The organism is Streptomyces sp. NPDC046261, from assembly GCF_040646235.1.
Taxonomy (GTDB): domain Bacteria; phylum Actinomycetota; class Actinomycetes; order Streptomycetales; family Streptomycetaceae; genus Streptomyces.
On sequence record NZ_JBEYZU010000002.1, the window covers coordinates 60622 to 76447 of the forward strand.

Consider the following 15826-nt stretch of genomic DNA (forward strand, 5'->3'; position numbering starts at 1 on the left):
AAGTCGTGGTCGTGGCCGTTGATCGGGGTCGCGCTGCAGAAGACCGTCGGCCTGGGTTAGCGTGCGGTCAGTGTGCGTACAGCACCAGGCAAGGGTATCGCCCCACCCGGCATCGGTGGTCTCCGCTGCACACACCTGGCACACCTGCATAAAGTGGGACAATGCGCACCGAGGACGTTCTGGCTGCCCTGGCCACCGGCCTGTGGACCTGGGACAACGCCGCCGGAGCCGTCACCCTCGACGCCGAGGCCAGGCGGCTGCTGGGCCTGAGCGACCACGTGGAGCTGACCGAGAGCGCCGTCCGCGCCCGCTTCCACGCGGTCGACTGGCTGGAATTCCGGGGCGTCCTCGCCCTCTCCGCCGCCGAGGGCACGCTCGGCGAGCTCCGCATGCGCGTGGTCGACGACGCGGGCAGGACGCTACGGACCGTACGGCTGCGCACCCGGCCGACGCGGGGCGGCTTCGACCACCTCATGCTCGGCACCGTCGAAGAGGTCCCCGAGGCGCTGGAGGGCACCTCCACCGTCCGGCTGCCCGTCGTGGCCGACTGGCACCGCAACCGCGAGGCGTTCCTGCTGGACGCCGGCCGCGCGCTGGCCGAGGCGCACTCCACGGTCGAGGTGCTCCGGGTGGCGGCCCGGCTGTCGATGCCGGGCTTCGAGCCCTCGGGGCTGGCCGTCTTCGTCGGGGAAGCCGGCCGGGTGAAGGTCATCGGCCACCACGGCTACGGCCCCGGCGAGGCCGAACCCTTCCTCGACCAGCCGCTGGACGCCGCCTACCCGGCCGCCGAGGTCATCCGCACAGGCCGGGCGATCTATCTCCCCGCGCCCGAGGACTACCGGCGCCGCTTCCCCGACGCCTACCGGAAGGTCGCCCACTTCGGCCGCACGTCCTGGGCGTTCCTGCCGCTGATCAACGCCGGCCGCACCATCGGCGCCTGGATGGCCGGCTTCAGCGCCCCGGTCACCTTCACCCCCGACGAGCGCTCGGTGCTCACCACCGTCGCCCGGATGCTCGCCCAGGCCCTGGGCCGCGCCAGCGTCACGGAGTCGGAGAAGGAGCTGTCGGTCGGCCTGCAGCGCACGATGATGCCCACCGTCCAGCCCGACATCCCCGGCATGTCGGTCGCGGCCCGCTACGTGCCCACCGGCGGCGGCCTGGAGGTCGGCGGCGACTGGTACGACATGATCCCGCTGCCCTCGGGGAAGATCGCCCTGGTCATCGGCGACGTCCAGGGCCACGACGTACGGGCCGCCGGGCTCATGGGCCAGCTGCGGATCGCCCTGCGCGCCTACGCGTCCGAGGGCCACCACCCGGACGCGGTCCTCTCCCGGGCCTCCCGCTTCCTGGCCGGGATCAACGGCGAGGGCGACGGCGGCGCGGACCAGCGCTTCGCCACGTGCCTGTACATCGAGGTCTGCCCCGCCAGCGGGCTGCTGGTCATCGCCCGCGCCGGCCACCCCGACCCCGCGATCCGGCTCAGCGACGGCACCCTGCTCGTGCGGCCCACGGTCGGCGGGCTGCCGCTCGGGATCATCCCCGACACCGACTACCCCACCAGCCGTGTCGTCCTCGAACCCGGCGAGACGATGCTCGTGTGCACCGACGGCCTCATCGAGACCGGCGGCCACGACCTGGAGACCGGCTGGGCCCGGCTGCGGGAGATCATCGAGGACCACCCCCTCGACCGCGAGGACGGCAACCTGGAGACGCTGGCCGACGCCCTCGTCCAGGCCGTGCACGGCCCGCCGTCGCACTACACCACCGGTCCGCTCATCGACCGCCGCGAGGACGACATCGCCCTGCTGCTGCTCCGCCGGGAGGCGCCCGCCCCCGCCGCGCTGGGCGCCCCCGCCGCCCCGGCCCGCCCGGCCCGGCGCACGGTCCTGACCATCGCCCAGGCCGAGCCCGAGCGCATCGCGGAGGCCCGGCAGCAGATCCGCGAGCTCATGCACGACTGGCCCGACGGGGACCAGACCGACTCGGCGGTGCTGATGGTCTCCGAGATGGTCACCAACGTGCTGGTCCACACCGACGGCGACGCGGTGCTGACCGCGGAGATATCGGGCCGCCCGGGCGGGCGCCGGGTGCGCGTCGACGTCGCCGACGCCAGCGACGAGCTGCCGCACCGGCGTCACCCGGGGGAGATGGCCTCCTCCGGGCGCGGCCTGGTCCTGATGGAGATCCTGGCCGGGGCGTGGGGCGTCGACCCGCGTGGCGAGGGCAAGAACATCTGGTTCGAGCTGTACGAGGCGGACTCGGACGCGGGCTTCGAGGCGATCACCTAGCGCGCGGGCGCCCGGCGCCTAGGCGTGATCGGCCGGAACGGTGCCCAGCCGGCCCGCCTGGAAGTCCTCGAATGCCTGGGCCAGCTCGGCGTGGGTGTTCATCACGAACGGCCCGTAGTGCCGCATCGGCTCCCGGATCGGCCGCCCGCCCAGCAGCACGACCTCGAAGTTCGGGCTGCGGGACTCCTGCGTCGCGTCCGCCCGGAGCGTGAGCGCGTCGCCGGCGCCGAAGACCACGGTCTGCCCGCTGCGGAACGGCCGCTGCCCGGCGCCCGCCGTGCCGCGCCCGGCGAGCCCGTAGGCCAGGGCGTTGAAGTCCGGGCGCCAGGGGAGGGTGAGCTCGGCGCCGGGGTTCAGGGACACGTGCATCATCGTGATGGGCGTGTGGGTGATGCCCGGGCCCTGGTGCCCGTCGATGTCGCCGGCGATCAGCCGCAGCAGCGCGCCGCCGTCGGACGAGGTGAGCAGCGTGACCTTGCCGCCGCCGATGTCCTGGTAGCGCGGCGGCATCATCTTGTCCTTCTTCGGCAGGTTCACCCACAGCTGGAGGCCGTGGAAGAGCCCGCCGCTGACGACGAGCGCCTCCGGCGGCGCCTCGATGTGCAGCAGGCCGGAGCCCGCGGTCATCCACTGGGTGTCGCCGTCGGTGATGGTGCCGCCGCCCCCGTGGGAGTCGCGGTGGACGAACGTTCCGTCGATCAGGTAGGTGACGGTCTCGAAGCCGCGGTGCGGGTGCCACGGGGTGCCCTTCGGCTCGCCCGGCGCGTACTCCACCTCACCCATCTGATCCATCATGATGAACGGGTCGAGGTGGGTGTAATCGATCCCCGCGAAGGCCCGGCGCACCGGGAAGCCCTCGCCCTCGAAGCCGCCCGGAGCGGTGCCGACGTGCAGCACCGGTCGCTGGGTGCCACCGGCGGGCGCGGCCACGCGCGGCAGGGTCAGCGGATTGTCGACGGTCACTGCGGGCATGGTGAGCCTCCTCGGTCTGTCCGCGTTCAATTTAGTTGAAGAGTGAACAACCCACAAGGCCGAGTCCATTCCCCGACACGGAACACACCATTCCGCTCTCAGGGTGGACACTTGATCAATGCGCCTGAAATACGCCGCCCTCCTCGCGTCCGTGCTGGCCCTGGCCGTCGCCGGCCTGCTCGTGGCCAACCGGGGCCTGGCCACGGACGCACCGCTGGCGGACGGCGACGCGACGGGGCACTACAAGGAGCCGCGGGAGGTGGGCGACGCCGCCGCGGAGGCCATGGCGGAGGTCGTGCGGAGCGTGACCGCCCCCGGGCGCCGGGCGGACGGCGCCGGCCGCCCCGAGGCCCTGCGTGCCTCGCGGCCGCCCGTCGCGGCGGAGGCGGCCCCCTCGGCGGCCGTGGGACCGCTGTTCTACACCGCCCAGGGCGCCCCGGCCCACGGCTGCACCGCGAGCGTGGTGCACAGCCCCGGGCAGGACCTGGTCGTCACCGCCGCGCACTGCGTGTACATGGACGGCTTCCGCACGGACCTGGCGTTCGTGCCCGGCTACCAGGACGGGACGGCGCCGTACGGGGTGTGGGTGCCGACCTCGATCGACGTCGCCCCGGAATGGGCCGAGAACCGGGACCCGGACCACGACGTGGCGTTCCTGCGGGTCCGCCCCGCGACCGGGAACACCCCGCTCGAGCGGGTCACCGGCGCGCAGCGCGTCCGCTTCGGCTCCCCGGCGGCGCTGCCGGCCCGGGTACTGGGCTACCCGAACGCCGGAGAACGGCCGGTGGCCTGCGAGAACGCCACGGAGTCCGAGAGCCGCACCCAGCTGCGCTTCGCGTGCGAGGGGCTGCCGAACGGCACGAGCGGCAGCCCGTTCCTGACGGACGTGGACCCGGCCACGGGCCTGGGCACGCTCGTGGGGGTCCTGGGCGGCAAGGACGAGGGCGGCGACGAGGAGACCTCGTACAGCCCGTACTTCGGGGACGCGATCGAGCGGCTCTACCGGCGCGCGACGACGCGCTGAGGCACCGGCACCGGCTAGCCGTACATCCGCCGCATGGCGAAGTCGACCATCTGCTCCACCGACTTCGCGTCGAAGACGATGCGGTGGTCGCCCTCCATGTCCAGGACGAAGCCGTAGCCCGTCGGCAGCAGGTCTATGACCTCGGCACCCGTGATCACGAAGTACTTGGACTCCTTGCCCGCGTACCGGCGCAGCTCCTTGAGCGAGGTGAACATCGGGATCACCGGCTGCTGGGTGTTGTGCAGGGCCAGGAAGCCGGGATTGTCACCGCGCGGGCAGTAGACCTTGGAGTTGGAGAAGATCGTCTGGAAGTCCTCGGCGGACATCTGGCCCGTGGTGAACGCACGGACCGCGTCCGCGAGGGACGGGGGCGACGGCTCGGGGTAGAGCGGCTGTTCGCCGTAGCCGCCCTGCTGCTGCGGGGGGACGTAGCCCTGCTGTGCCGCGTTCTGGTCGTAGCCGTACATGCCCTGAAGAGTAACGAGTCACAGTTGGGCGATCAGGTCTTGCGTCTTATTACCGGCCGGTAGCATCATGGAGCTTACTGACCGGTACGCACAGAGGATCGCCCTCCCGTCACCTACGGAGCCGTCTGTCATGGGCCACTACAAGTCGAATCTCCGCGATATCGAGTTCAACCTCTTCGAGGTTCTCGGCCGCGACAAGCTGTACGGCTCCGGTCCGTTCGCGGAGATGGACGTCGAGACCGCCAAGGACATCCTGGCGGAGATCACGCGCCTCTCGGAGAACGAGCTGGCCGACTCCTTCGCCGACGCCGACCGCAACCCCCCGGTCTTCGACCCCGAGACCAACACCGCCCCGGTTCCGGACACCTTCAAGAAGAGCTACCAGGCGTACATGGACGCCGAGTGGTGGCGCCTGGGCATCCCGGAGGAGATCGGCGGCACCACCGCCCCGCGCTCGCTGATCTGGGCCTACGCCGAGTCCATCCTGGGTTCCAACCCGGCCATCTGGATGTACTCCTCGGGCCCGGCCTTCGCCGGCATCCTCTTCGACGAGGGCACCGAGCAGCAGAAGCACATCGCGAAGATCGCGGTGGAGAAGCAGTGGGGCTCCACCATGGTGCTCACCGAGCCGGACGCCGGCTCGGACGTGGGCGCCGGCCGCACGAAGGCCGTCAAGCAGGAGGACGGCTCCTGGCACATCGAGGGCGTGAAGCGCTTCATCACCTCGGGTGAGCACGACATGGCGGAGAACATCCTCCACTACGTCCTCGCCCGCCCCGAGGGCGCCGGCCCGGGCACCAAGGGCCTGTCCCTCTTCCTCGTGCCGAAGTACGAGTTCGACTTCGAGACCGGCGAGCTGGGCGAGCGCAACGGCGTCTACGCCACCAACGTCGAGCACAAGATGGGCCTGAAGGCCTCCAACACGTGCGAGATGACCTTCGGCGACAAGCACCCCGCCAAGGGCTGGCTCATCGGCGAGAAGCACGACGGCATCCGCCAGATGTTCATGATCATCGAGTTCGCCCGCATGATGGTCGGCACGAAGGCGATCGCCACCCTCTCCACCGGCTACCTCAACGCGCTGGAGTACGCCAAGGAGCGCGTGCAGGGCCCGGACCTGGCCAACTTCATGGACAAGACCGCGCCCAAGGTCACCATCACCCACCACCCCGACGTGCGCCGCTCGCTGATGACGCAGAAGGCGTACGCGGAGGGCATGCGCGCCCTGGTGCTCTACACCGCCTCCATCCAGGACGAGATCATGGTCAAGGAGGCCGCGGGCGAGGACTCCAAGGCGCTGCACGGCCTCAACGACCTGCTCCTGCCGATCGTCAAGGGCTACGGCTCCGAGAAGTCCTACGAGCAGCTCGCCCAGTCGCTCCAGACCTTCGGCGGCTCCGGGTACCTGCAGGAATACCCGATCGAGCAGTACATCCGCGACGCGAAGATCGACACCCTCTACGAGGGCACCACGGCGATCCAGGGCCAGGACTTCTTCTTCCGGAAGATCGTCCGCGACCAGGGCCAGGCCCTGAACACCCTCTCCGAGGAGATCAAGAAGTTCCTGGCCACCGAGGCCGGCGGCGAGGACCTGGCCGGCGCCCGCGGCGCTCTCGCCCAGGCCGCGGTGGACCTGGAGGCGATCGTCGGCAAGATGATCACCGATCTCACCGCCACCGGCGAGGACGTCAAGAACATCTACAAGGTCGGCCTGAACACCACCCGCCTGCTGCTGGCCTCCGGTGACGTCGTCGTCGCCTACCTGCTGCTCAAGGGCGCGGCCGTGGCCGCCGAGAAGCTCGCCGACGCCTCCCCCAAGGACAAGGCGTTCTACACCGGCAAGATCGCGGCGGCGAAGTTCTTCACGACCGACGTCCTGCCGCGCGTCTCCGTCGAGCGCTCGCTCGCCGAGGCCGTCGACAACTCCCTGATGGAGCTCGACGAGGCCGCGTTCTAAGCGGACCCGAGCACACCGTTCGACAGGGGCAAGAGCCGGGCGCCGAAAGGCCGCCCGGCTCTTGCCCCGATCCTTATCCTGAGGCCATGAGCTCTGCGCACCGCTTCGACCGCGGCCACACCGACGACCTGATGACCTTCCTCGCGGCCAGCCCCTCGCCGTACCACGCGGTGGCGAACTCCGCCGAGCGGCTGGAGAAGGCCGGCTTCCGCCAGGTCGCGGAGACCGACGCCTGGGACGGGCAGGCCGGCGGCAAGTACGTGCTGCGCGGCGGTGCCGTCATCGCCTGGTACGTGCCCGAAGGCGCGGGCCCCGCCACTCCGTTCCGCGTCATCGGGGCGCACACCGACTCGCCCAACCTGCGCGTCAAGCCGCTGCCGGACACCGGGGCGCACGGCTGGCGGCAGGTGGCCGTGGAGCTCTACGGCGGCACCCTGCTCAACACCTGGCTCGACCGCGACCTGGGCCTGTCCGGGCGGGTCACCCTGCGGGACGGCAGCCACCACCTCGTCAACGTCGACCGGCCGCTGCTGCGCGTGCCGCAGCTGGCCGTCCACCTCGACCGCGGCGTCAACCAGGACGGCCTCAAGCTCGACAAGCAGCGCCACATGACGCCCATCTGGGGCCTGGGCGAGGTGGCCGAGGGCGACCTGATCCGCTTCGTCGCCCAGGAGGCCGGGCTGGACGCCGGGGAGATCAGCGGCTGGGACCTGATGGTCCACAGCGTCGAGGCGCCCGCCTACCTCGGGCGCGACCGCGAGCTGCTGGCCGGCCCGCGCATGGACAACCTGCTGTCCGTGCACGCCGGTCTCGCCGCCCTCACCGCCGCCGCGTCCACCTCCCCCACCGACCTCACCGCCATCCCGGTGCTGGCCGCCTTCGACCACGAGGAGAACGGCAGCCAGTCCGACACCGGCGCCGAGGGCCCCCTCCTCGGCAACGTCCTGGAGCGCTCCGTCTTCGCCCGCGGCGGTACGTACGAGGACCGCGCCCGCGCCTTCGCCGCCACCGTCTGCCTGTCCTCCGACACCGGTCACGCCGTGCACCCCAACTACCCCGAGCGGCACGACCCCGGCCACCACCCGATGCCCAACGGCGGCCCGATCCTCAAGGTCAACGTCAACCAGCGCTACGCCACCGACGGCGGCGGGCGGGCCGTGTTCGCCGCCGCCTGCGAGCGGGCGGGCGTGCCGATGCAGCACTTCGTCTCCAACAACGCGGTGGCCTGCGGCACCACCATCGGCCCCATCACCGCCGCCCGGCACGGCATCACCACGGTCGACATCGGCGTGGCGATCCTGTCGATGCACTCCGCGCGCGAGCTGTGCGGTGCCGAGGACCCCTACCTGCTGGCCTCCGCGCTGACCGCCTTCCTGGAAGGCTGATATACACCCCCCGAGACGCATCACCACGCGAACGTCCCACCGGGGGAACCAGCATGACCAGCCGTAACCTGCGGATCGCCGCCGCGCTCGCCGCCGTGGCCGCCCTGACCCTCACCGCCTGCGACAGCGGCGGTGAGGGCACCGCCGCCGACAAGGGCGAGAAGGCGGACAAGGCCGCGCCGGCCTCCGGCGCACCGGCGTCCGCCGCCGCGGAGCCCGCCGTCCCCTCGCCCGAGAACCCCTGCGACGGCGCCCTCAAGGTCGAGGTCAGGACGGCGAAGTCCCCTGCCCCGCACACCCTGCTGGTGGCGACCAACACCTCCGACAAGCTCTGCCTCGTCGACGGCTTCCCGTACCTGCGCTTCGACCAGGACCAGGCCACGGTCGCCCCCGTCGAGGAGAGCGCGCCCCAGGACCGGATCGGGATCCGCCCCGGCAAGTCCGCCTACGCCGCGGTCCTGACCTCCGCCGGCGGCAAGGGCCGCGACGTCACCCGGCTCTCGGTCACCTTCCAGGGCCCCGACCGCCTCAAGCCCGATCCCCTCCCGGGCGCCCCCGCCCGGCCGGCCCTGCCGGACGGCAAGCTGCACGTCGACGACACGGTCCGCACGACGTACTGGATGTACGACGAGGCCACCGCCCAGGAGTGGGTGGTCCCCCGCGGCGACACCGCCAGGCCCGCCATGTGATTCGCGGGCCCCGGCCGGGGTACCCGCCTCCATGCCCAGCCGGCGGGCCCACGGCCCCCGGCACGGCCGATCACCTTGGGAGGCGTTTCCCCATGGGCATGGGATGGTGCATCGCTCTGATCGCGGCGGGAGGCATCCTCACGTTCGCGGTCGACTGGCACGTGCAGGGGATGAACCTCACCCTCGTGGGCCTCATTCTGATGGCGGCCGGGATCCTCGGCCTGTGCGCCTACGTGAGCATCTTCAAGCGGCGCAGGGTGCAGCCGCCGCCCCCGGCGGCCCCCGTCGTCGAGGAGGAACACCGGTACGTGCGCTGAGCGGCCGCCGGGCCCGCGCGGCCCGGCGGCTCAGCCGTCGAAGCCCGCCAGCACCAGCGGCAGCCGGCCGGCGCCGCCGGCCACCACCCGCACCGGAACACCCCAGTCCTGCTGGTGCACATGGCAGGCCGGGTACTCGTTGGCCGGGTCGTCGTCGCAGGAGGCGGCCATCGCGGAGACGTGCAGCACACCCTCGCTCTCCCCGTCCGCCAGCACCAGCTCCCGGCGCAGATCCGTCCCCTGGCCCGCACCCTGGGCGAGCAGGCCGGGCGGCGTGGAGCTGACGATCAGCCGCGTGGAGGGACCGTAGCGGGTGTCCAGCTTCTGCCCGGCCGGGGCCTGGAAGACCACGTCCAGCAGCAGCGTCCCGGGCGCGACGTCCGTCGCCTCGCGCCGCGTGCGGTGCGCCACGGACTCCACCCGTACCGCCTCCTCCGGCAGCCGCAGCCGCGTCAGCCGGTGCCGGGCGGACTCGACCACGACGATGTCGTCGTCCACGAGGACGGCGTCCGAGGGTTCGCGCAGGTCGGTGGCGAGCGTGGTCACCTCGCCCGTCGCCGGGTCGTAGCGGCGCAGCGCGTGGTTGTAGGTGTCGCAGACGGCCACCGAGCCGTCGGGCAGGACGGTGACGCCGAGCGGGTGCTGCAGCAGCGCCTGGGCGGCGTCGCCGTCGCGGTGCCCGAAGTCGAAGAGCCCGGTGCCCACGGCCGTACGGACGGCGAACACGTCGCCGTCGCGCTCGACCCAGCGCAGCGCCGAGGTCTCGGCGTCGGCCAGCCACAGCCGGTCCTCCGTCGCGGCCAGGCCGGACGGCTGGGCGAACCACGCCTCGGCCGCGGGCCCGTCCACCAGGCCCTCGTTGGTGGTGCCGGCCGCCGCCTCGACCGTCCGGGTCGCCGGGTCGTACGTCCACAGCTGGTGGACGCCCGCCATGGCGATCCACACGCGGTCCGCGAACCAGGCCACGTCCCAGGGCGAGGAGAGCGCCACGTCGAAAGCCGGGCCGGAGGTGGGCGAGCCCTGCATCCACTGCCGGCCGGTGCCGGCGACGGTCGTGACCGCGCCCGTGGCCGGGTCGTAGACGCGCAGGGCGTGGTTGACGGTGTCGGCGACGACGACCGTGCCGTCGGGCAGCAGGGTGAGGCCCTGCGGCTCGTTGAAGCTCGCGGGAGTGTCGGTGAAGCCGCGCTCACCGCTGCCCACGCGGCGCACGACGCTCTCCCCGTCGGCCTCCAGCTCGACCAGCTGGTGCCGGGTGGTGTCGGTGACGAGGAGGTTGCCGGAGGGCAGCCGCAGCGCCTTGCCGGGGAAGCGCAGGTCGGTGGCGACGGGCTCGGGGGCGACGTAGGGCCCGTCGCCGCGCCGCAGGGTGCCCTTGGGCCCGTGCTCGGCCTCGAGCTCGGCGACGAGCGTCGCCAGGGCGTGGGCGTGGCCCTCGCCGGCGTGCTGGGCGACGATGTAGCCCTCGGGGTCGATGACGACGAGCGTGGGCCAGGCGCGGACGGCGTACTGCTTCCAGGTCGCGAGGTCGGGGTCGTCGAGGACGGGGTGGTGGACGCCGTAGCGCTCGACGGCGTCGACGACGGCCTGGTGGTCCGCCTCGTGGACGAACTTCGGCGAGTGCACGCCGATGATCACCAGGGTGTCGCGGTGCTTCTCCTCGAGCTCGCGCAGCTCGTCCAGGACGTGCAGGCAGTTCACACAGCAGAACGTCCAGAAGTCCAGGATGACGATGCGTCCTCGCAGGTCAGCGAGGGTGAGGTCGTTGTCGCCGGTGTTCAGCCAGCCGCCGGTGCCGATGAGTTCGGGGGCGCGGACACGTGCTCGAGGGGCCATGCCCCCATCCAACAACACGCACGCTCAGTCGCATTCCCCCGGCCGGGAACGGACATACGGCGTTAACGTCCCAGCACCCTGTCCTTCAGGGCCGGGAAGTCCTCGCGGGTCTTGGCCACGCGTGCGAGGTCCAGGTCCACGGTCAGCACCTGCTCGTCCGGGCCGGCCTCGGCGAGGACCTCGCCCCAGGGGTCGACGACGATGCTGTGGCCGGCCTGTTCCACGCCGCCGTTCGTGCCGGCGGTGCCGCAGGCCAGGACGTACGCCTGGTTCTCCACCGCCCGGGCCCGGGCCAGCAGCGTCCAGTGCTCGCGGCGCCGGGCCGGCCAGCCGGCGGGGACGGTGAAGAGCTGTGCGCCGGCGTCGACGAGGGCGCGGAACAGCTCGGGGAAGCGCAGGTCGTAGCAGGTCGCCAGGCCCAGGGTGGTGTCGGGCAGGCGCACGGTGACGGGCTCGGTGCCGGCGCCCATCAGGACGGCCTCGCCCCGGTCGAAGCCGAAGCGGTGGATCTTGCGGTAGGTGTGGGCGAGGTCGCCGGAGGGGGAGAAGACGAGGGAGGTGTTGTAGATCGGGCCGCTGGGGTCCCGTTCGACGATGGAGCCGGCGTGCAGCCAGACGCCCGCGTCGCGGGCGGCCCGCGCCATGGCGTCGGCGGTGGGGCCGTCCAGGGGCTCGGCCTCGGCGGCGAAGGACTCGTAGGCGAAGGCACCGACCGGCCAGAGCTCCGGCAGGATCACGAGGTCGCTGCCCCGCTGTTCACGCACGAGCCGCGCCGCGCGGGCGCGCCGGGCGTCGACGCCCTCGTCCGGGTCCACGCTGAACTGGATCAACGAGGCGCGCACAGTACCACCACTCTCCGCATCCCTCACACGAAACCTCTGCCGAGGCGACCGTCCGCAGCGTAACTTAACGGCATAGGCCCCAGACAGCACTTGCCTCGCTCGCACGTACGCATCCGCCCTGCCGCCAGCAACGCCCGAGGGATCAGCCCGTGACAGTCCACCCCAGCCTTCAGCCGGCGATCGACGCCTGGACCCACTCCATCGAATCCGTCAACGAGTTGGTGAGACTCCTCGCCGAGAGCGACTGGAACCGCGCCACCGAGTGCCCGGGCTGGTCGGTGCGCGATGTGGTCTCGCACATCATCGGGGTGGAGTGCGAAATGCTGGGCGAGCCACGGCCGATCCACACGCTGCCGCGCGATCTGCGGCACGTCACCGACGAGTTCTCGCGCTACATCGAGGTGCAGGTCGACGTGCGGCGCTGTCACACCGCGCTGGAGATGAGCTCGGAGCTCGACTACACGATCATCCGGCGCTCGCGGCAGCTGCGCAACGAGCACCGTTCCCCGCAGACCCCGGTGCGCTGGCCGCTGGGCACCACCGCCGAGCGGACGTTGGAGCGGATGCTGACGCTGCGGGCGTTCGACGTGTGGACGCACGAGCAGGACCTGCGCCGGGCCCTGGGCATGCCGGGCAACCTCGACTCGCCGGCCGCGGCCCTGAGCCGGGACTTCCTGCTGCTCGCGCTGCCCAAGGTGGTGGCGCAGGACGCGGGGGCGCGGCCGGGTTCGACGGTGGTCTTCGACGTGCACGGGCCGCTGGAGTTCCTGCGGACCGTGCGGGTGGGGCCGCAGGGCAAGGGGACGCTCGACAGCAGCGTCTCGCTGGGGCCCACGGTGACGTTCGCGCTGGACTGGGAGACGTACGCCCGCCTGGCGTGCGGGCGGGTGCGGCCCGAGGCGGTCGCGGACCGGATCAAGGTCGAGGGCGACCGTGAGCTGGCGGACGCGGTCCTGCGGGAGTTCGCGGTCACGCCCTGAGGCCGCCGCCGCCCGGGCGCACCGGTACGTGCACGCTCGCCACGCGGGAGGCGACGATCCGTTCCCGTTCGCGCCGCTCGGTGCGGCCCCGCAGGCGCAGGATCTGTGACAGCCCCAGCGCCTGCAGGACGAACACGGAGGCGAAGGCCACCCGGTAGTCGTCGTGCGTGGCGTCCAGCAGGAGGCCGACGGCCAGCAGCGTGGTGATGGAGGCGATGAAGCCGCCCATGTTGACGATGCCGGAGGCGGTGCCCTGCCGCTCGGGCGGGTTGGCGGGGCGGGCGAAGTCGAAGCCGATCATCGAGGCGGGGCCGCAGGCGCCCAGGACCGCGCAGAGCGTGACGAGCAGCCACAGGGGGGCGTGTGCCCCGGGCCAGCCGATGGCCAGGGCCCACAGCAGGGCGGTGGCCCCGAGCGTGCCGAGCGCGAGCGGCAGCCGGGCGTCGTGATGGCGGCCGATGATCTGCCCGTAGACGAGCCCGACGGCCATGTTGACCAGGACGACGAGCGTCAGCAGGGAGCCGGCCGTCCCGCGGCTGAGTCCTTGCGCCTCGACCAGGAAGGGCATGCCCCACAGCAGGAGGAAGACCATCGCGGGGAACTGGGTGGTGAAGTGGACCCACATCCCCAGCCGGGTGCCAGGTTCGCGCCAGGCCCGGGCGATCTGCCGCCGGGCGGAGTCCCTGCCGGGGCGGGGGCCGGCGGCGGGCGCGCTGCCGGCGGGGTGGTCCTTGAGGAAGACCAGCATCAGCACGAGGACGAGCAGGCCGGCAAGCGCGCTGCCCGCGAACGTCCGGGTCCAGCCGGCCTGCTGGAGCAGCCGGGCCAGCACGATGGTCGAGACGAGGTTGCCCGCCATCCCGAACAGGGCCGCGACCTGCGCGATCATCGGGCCGTTGCGGGCGGGGAACCAGCGGGCGCCCAGGCGCAGCACGCTGATGAACGTCATCGCGTCGCCGCAGCCCAGCAGGGCGCGGCAGGCCAGGGCCATGCCGTAGGAGTGGGAGAGGGCGAAGCCGAACTGGCCGGTGGTGAACAGGACGGTGCCCAGGGCGAGCACCTTCTTGGTGCCCAGCCGGTCGACCAGCAGGCCGACGGGTATCTGCATGCCCGCGTAGACGAGCAGTTGGAGTATGGAGAAGGTCGACAGGGCCGAGGCGCCGATGTGGAAGCGCTCGGTGGCGTCGATGCCGGCGACGCCGAGGCTGGTGCGGAAGATGATGGCGACGAAGTACACGGCGACGCCGGTCCCCCAGACGCCGATCGCCCGGCGGCCGCCGGGAGGGTCGCCGGGCAGTGCCGTGGAGCATGGGCTCATCGAGTGTCCCCCCGGGCCAGATTGCGTACCCAACTGACGTGCCGGTCGACGACGTCGGTCGCCGCCGCGGCGTCCCCGGAGCGCAGGGCCTCCAGGATCTCGGTGTGTTCGGCGATGTTCTTGGCGATGCGGTCGGGGTGGGCGTGCATCACGGCCACGCCCATGCGCAACTGGCGGTCGCGCAGCTGTTCGTAGAGGCCCGAGAGGATCTGGTTGCCGGCGCTGCGCACGATCTCGGCGTGGAAGGCGCGGTCGCTGCGGGAGACCGCGGCGAGGTCACCGGCGGCGGCCTGCCGCCGCATGTCGTCGACGAGTTCCTCCAGCCGGGCCAGGAGCGCCGGTGCGGCGGGCACGGCCTTGCCGGCCGCGTACTTCTCCACCAGCAGCCGCGTCTCCACGACGTCCGCGATCTCCTGCGCGGACACGGCGAGGACGAGCGCGCCCTTCTTGGGGTAGAGCTTGAGCAGCCCCTCCGCCTCCAGGCGCAGCAGCGCCTCGCGGACGGGGGTGCGGGAGACCCCTACGGCCTCGGCCAGGTCGCCTTCGGTCAGCAGGGTGCCGCCCTCGTAACGCCGGTGCAGTACGGCGTCCTTGACGTGTGCGTACACACGCTCGGCGGCGGCGGGCGTTCTGCCCTGGAGGGAGGGGACGGCGGGCGCGGATGGCATGCGCACAGCATAGATACAAGACAGATGCCTGATGAGCCCCTGTCCGCGATCCGGACGATCGCGGCGGTACTGCCGGCTGCGGGCTACACGCCCGCCCAGCCGTCTGCCGGGGTGATGAAGACGAACCGCAGATCCGGCCGCTGTATGGGCAGCAGGACGTGGCTCGTCACACGTATCTCGGCGCTGCCGTGGTACGGCAGGCGCAGCCGGAAGACATGGCCGTCGCGGTGCTCGACCACGTCGAACTCCTCGGCCCATATGCGCCGGCAGTCCGCGTCGCTGTCGAGGATCTCCTCGACGAGGGCGCGCAGTTCCCCGTTGCCGGGGTTGGAGTTGGCGGCGACGCGGAGCATGGCGAGGTAGATGCGGGCGCAGCTGTCCTCCCAGTCGAGCATCTGCTCGCGGGCCTCGGGGTGCAGCAGCGTCCAGCGCATGAGGTTGGGCCGGGGGCGGCGCACCCAGGGGAACCACTCGCCCATGAGGGAGTTGGCCGCGACCACGTTCCAGGCGACGTCGGAGAGGTAGGCGGGGTAGGAGACCTGCTGTTCCAGCAACGCCTTGACGCCGCGCGGCAGGTCGCTGTGGTCCCGGCCCGTCTCGGGGGGCCTGCGGCCGCAGACGGCGAGGAAGAGGGTGAGCGTCTCGGCCTCGCTCAGCCGCAGGGCCTGCGCGACCCTCAGCAGAAAGCTTTCGGAGAAGTCCTGGCGCCGGCCGGCCTCCAGCGCGCGGTACCAGCCCTCGCTGACGCCCGTCATCCGGGCGACATGCGCCTGGGAGAGCCGCCGTCCTGGGCGCGGGAAGAGCCCCCGCAGCTCGGGGACGGTTCGGGCATCGATCCGGCCACGCCAGGCACGGAGCAGGCGGCTGATGGATTCGCCATCCACGCGGTCCACCGCGGCCTCCAATTCCGACACTGCAAGTGTCGGTCAATGTTAAGTAAATTGCGCAGCACGGGCCATTCCACCTCCCGACCAGGGGTGGGGTGTATCCCGAGGCCGCTCCGTACAACAGACAGAGGGCCCGGACAGTCGCTCTCTCCTCACTGGAGGGGGGTGAGGAGGGACGTCCGGGCCCTTCGTCCTA

14 protein-coding genes are annotated in these 15826 nt (G+C 72.0%); 7 read left to right on the top strand and 7 right to left on the bottom strand.

Annotation, left to right across the window (positions count from 1 at the left end):
* Nucleotides 1-161: 161 nt before the first annotated feature.
* Nucleotides 162-2288: a SpoIIE family protein phosphatase gene (locus ABZ956_RS04550; protein WP_361886861.1), complete on the top strand. Its 2127-nt coding sequence runs from the start codon at nt 162-164 to the stop codon at nt 2286-2288.
* An 18-nt stretch (nt 2289-2306) separates the two neighbouring features.
* Here the strand turns inward: ABZ956_RS04550 and ABZ956_RS04555 are convergent, their stop codons facing one another.
* Nucleotides 2307-3260: a pirin family protein gene (locus ABZ956_RS04555; protein WP_361886864.1), complete on the bottom strand. Its 954-nt coding sequence runs from the start codon at nt 3258-3260 to the stop codon at nt 2307-2309.
* 118 nt (nt 3261-3378) lie between these two features.
* Here ABZ956_RS04555 and ABZ956_RS04560 point away from each other — a divergent pair, with 118 nt between their 5' ends.
* Entirely contained in the window at nt 3379-4284 is a 906-nt protein-coding gene (locus ABZ956_RS04560) for a trypsin-like peptidase domain-containing protein (protein ID WP_361886867.1), read from the top strand.
* Nucleotides 4285-4298: 14 nt separating this feature from the next.
* On the opposite strand, the gene ABZ956_RS04565 is transcribed toward ABZ956_RS04560, so the two are convergent.
* Nucleotides 4299-4751, bottom strand: a complete 453-nt coding sequence (locus ABZ956_RS04565; protein ID WP_361886869.1) for an SseB family protein — start codon at nt 4749-4751, stop codon at nt 4299-4301.
* Nucleotides 4752-4881: 130 nt separating this feature from the next.
* On the opposite strand from ABZ956_RS04565, the gene ABZ956_RS04570 reads away from it, so the two are divergent.
* The 4 genes from ABZ956_RS04570 to ABZ956_RS04585 all read left to right on the top strand — a co-directional run bounded on the left by ABZ956_RS04570 (nt 4882) and on the right by ABZ956_RS04585 (nt 9099).
* Nucleotides 4882-6708, top strand: a complete 1827-nt coding sequence (locus ABZ956_RS04570) for an acyl-CoA dehydrogenase (RefSeq protein WP_361886872.1) — start codon at nt 4882-4884, stop codon at nt 6706-6708.
* 86 nt (nt 6709-6794) lie between these two features.
* Nucleotides 6795-8093, top strand: coding sequence for a M18 family aminopeptidase (locus ABZ956_RS04575; protein WP_361886875.1), 1299 nt, complete (start codon nt 6795-6797; stop codon nt 8091-8093).
* A 53-nt stretch (nt 8094-8146) separates the two neighbouring features.
* Entirely contained in the window at nt 8147-8782 is a 636-nt protein-coding gene (locus tag ABZ956_RS04580) for a DUF4232 domain-containing protein (protein WP_361886878.1), read from the top strand.
* A 92-nt stretch (nt 8783-8874) separates the two neighbouring features.
* Nucleotides 8875-9099 carry a DUF6458 family protein gene (locus tag ABZ956_RS04585; protein WP_361886881.1) on the top strand — a complete coding sequence of 75 codons (225 nt, stop codon included), beginning with the start codon at nt 8875-8877 and terminating at the stop codon, nt 9097-9099.
* Between the two features lie 30 nt (nt 9100-9129).
* On the opposite strand, the gene ABZ956_RS04590 is transcribed toward ABZ956_RS04585, so the two are convergent.
* The gene (locus ABZ956_RS04590) at nt 9130-10935 is read right to left on the bottom strand and encodes an NHL domain-containing thioredoxin family protein (RefSeq protein ID WP_361886883.1); all 1806 of its coding nucleotides are present in this window, start codon (nt 10933-10935) and stop codon (nt 9130-9132) included.
* Between the two features lie 62 nt (nt 10936-10997).
* Nucleotides 10998-11777, bottom strand: a complete 780-nt coding sequence (locus tag ABZ956_RS04595) for a carbon-nitrogen family hydrolase (RefSeq protein ID WP_361886886.1) — start codon at nt 11775-11777, stop codon at nt 10998-11000.
* 149 nt (nt 11778-11926) lie between these two features.
* Between ABZ956_RS04595 and ABZ956_RS04600 the strand changes: the two genes are divergently transcribed.
* Nucleotides 11927-12757, top strand: a complete 831-nt coding sequence (locus ABZ956_RS04600) for a maleylpyruvate isomerase family mycothiol-dependent enzyme (protein WP_361886889.1) — start codon at nt 11927-11929, stop codon at nt 12755-12757.
* Here ABZ956_RS04600 and ABZ956_RS04605 read toward each other — a convergent pair.
* The 3 genes from ABZ956_RS04605 to ABZ956_RS04615 all read right to left on the bottom strand — a co-directional run bounded on the left by ABZ956_RS04605 (nt 12747) and on the right by ABZ956_RS04615 (nt 15627).
* Nucleotides 12747-14075, bottom strand: coding sequence for an MFS transporter (locus ABZ956_RS04605; RefSeq protein ID WP_361886892.1), 1329 nt, complete (start codon nt 14073-14075; stop codon nt 12747-12749). The two genes, ABZ956_RS04600 and ABZ956_RS04605, sit on opposite strands and share 11 nt — an antisense overlap.
* A complete protein-coding gene (locus ABZ956_RS04610) occupies nt 14072-14743 on the bottom strand; it encodes a GntR family transcriptional regulator (RefSeq protein WP_361886895.1) in 672 nt (223 codons plus the stop codon). The genes ABZ956_RS04605 and ABZ956_RS04610 overlap by 4 nt, the downstream gene beginning before the upstream one ends.
* Nucleotides 14744-14826: 83 nt before the next feature.
* Entirely contained in the window at nt 14827-15627 is an 801-nt protein-coding gene (locus tag ABZ956_RS04615) for a helix-turn-helix transcriptional regulator (RefSeq protein ID WP_361886898.1), read from the bottom strand.
* Nucleotides 15628-15826 lie beyond the last annotated feature (199 nt).

Coding starts and splice junctions, on each gene's coding strand:
- ABZ956_RS04550 (WP_361886861.1), top strand. CDS start 162: ATGCGCACCGAGGACGTTCTGGCTGCCCTGGCCACCGGCCTGTGGACC.
- ABZ956_RS04555 (WP_361886864.1), bottom strand. CDS start 3,260: ATGCCCGCAGTGACCGTCGACAATCCGCTGACCCTGCCGCGCGTGGCC.
- ABZ956_RS04560 (WP_361886867.1), top strand. CDS start 3,379: ATGCGCCTGAAATACGCCGCCCTCCTCGCGTCCGTGCTGGCCCTGGCC.
- ABZ956_RS04565 (WP_361886869.1), bottom strand. CDS start 4,751: ATGTACGGCTACGACCAGAACGCGGCACAGCAGGGCTACGTCCCCCCG.
- ABZ956_RS04570 (WP_361886872.1), top strand. CDS start 4,882: ATGGGCCACTACAAGTCGAATCTCCGCGATATCGAGTTCAACCTCTTC.
- ABZ956_RS04575 (WP_361886875.1), top strand. CDS start 6,795: ATGAGCTCTGCGCACCGCTTCGACCGCGGCCACACCGACGACCTGATG.
- ABZ956_RS04580 (WP_361886878.1), top strand. CDS start 8,147: ATGACCAGCCGTAACCTGCGGATCGCCGCCGCGCTCGCCGCCGTGGCC.
- ABZ956_RS04585 (WP_361886881.1), top strand. CDS start 8,875: ATGGGCATGGGATGGTGCATCGCTCTGATCGCGGCGGGAGGCATCCTC.
- ABZ956_RS04590 (WP_361886883.1), bottom strand. CDS start 10,935: ATGGCCCCTCGAGCACGTGTCCGCGCCCCCGAACTCATCGGCACCGGC.
- ABZ956_RS04605 (WP_361886892.1), bottom strand. CDS start 14,075: ATGAGCCCATGCTCCACGGCACTGCCCGGCGACCCTCCCGGCGGCCGC.
- ABZ956_RS04610 (WP_361886895.1), bottom strand. CDS start 14,743: ATGCCATCCGCGCCCGCCGTCCCCTCCCTCCAGGGCAGAACGCCCGCC.